Annotated in this window: 1 protein-coding gene; it reads left to right on the top strand. The window is 69.9% G+C overall.

Annotated features, from left to right (window positions below):
* Nucleotides 1-18: 18 nt before the first annotated feature.
* On the top strand, nt 19-641 hold a 623-nt coding region (locus EBH09_RS22010; RefSeq protein WP_345940952.1), incomplete at its 3' end, for a putative T7SS-secreted protein.

Below are 641 nucleotides of genomic sequence, written 5' to 3'. Positions count from 1 at the left end.
GTCGACGGGGGTTGCGTGATGGTGGGCCACAGGCCGACGGATTGGCATGTCCTGGACCTGGACAAGGACCCGACCCCGGGTGACCCGCAGCGGGTGCGCACGCTCGCCAAGACGCTGCACGACTTCGCCGATGACGTGTCCGACGCGCTGCGCCTGGTGAAGGGCATGGCGGGGGAGGGCACGCTCGCGGAGTGGGCGGGCAAGTCGGCGACGGTCTTCAAGGAGGAGTTCTCGGGCGTACCGAAGAACCTGAAGAAGCTCGAGAAGTCGTACGGGATGTGCGGCGACGCCCTCGCCGACTTCTGGCCGAAGCTGGAGCGGGCCCAGGCGCTGGCGGACAAGGCGTTGCGCAAGGCGCGGGAGGCGCGTGAGGACCTGTCCTCGGCGCAGTCGAAGCTGTCCTCGGCGGACTCGTGGGTGACGCGGGCGTCGAAGGAGGCCGACAAGTACAAGGACGATCCGACGGGCAGCAAGTCGGACGCGGACAAGCCGGACGAGGGCAAGGTCCGTGCCGCCACGCGGGACGTCCAGCACGCCAAGACGGCGCAGACCAACGCGCAGTCGGCCGTGGACTCCGCGCAGAGCGCGCTGGACGCCGCGAAGAAGATGGCCGCGGACGCGCGCAAGATGCGCGACGACGC

It is taken from the genome of Streptomyces sp. E2N166 (genome assembly GCF_003671715.1).
In the GTDB taxonomy this organism is placed as follows: domain Bacteria; phylum Actinomycetota; class Actinomycetes; order Streptomycetales; family Streptomycetaceae; genus Streptomyces; species Streptomyces thinghirensis.
Note: the sequence above shows the minus strand (reverse complement) of the source record. Positions and strands in the feature narration are given on the sequence as shown.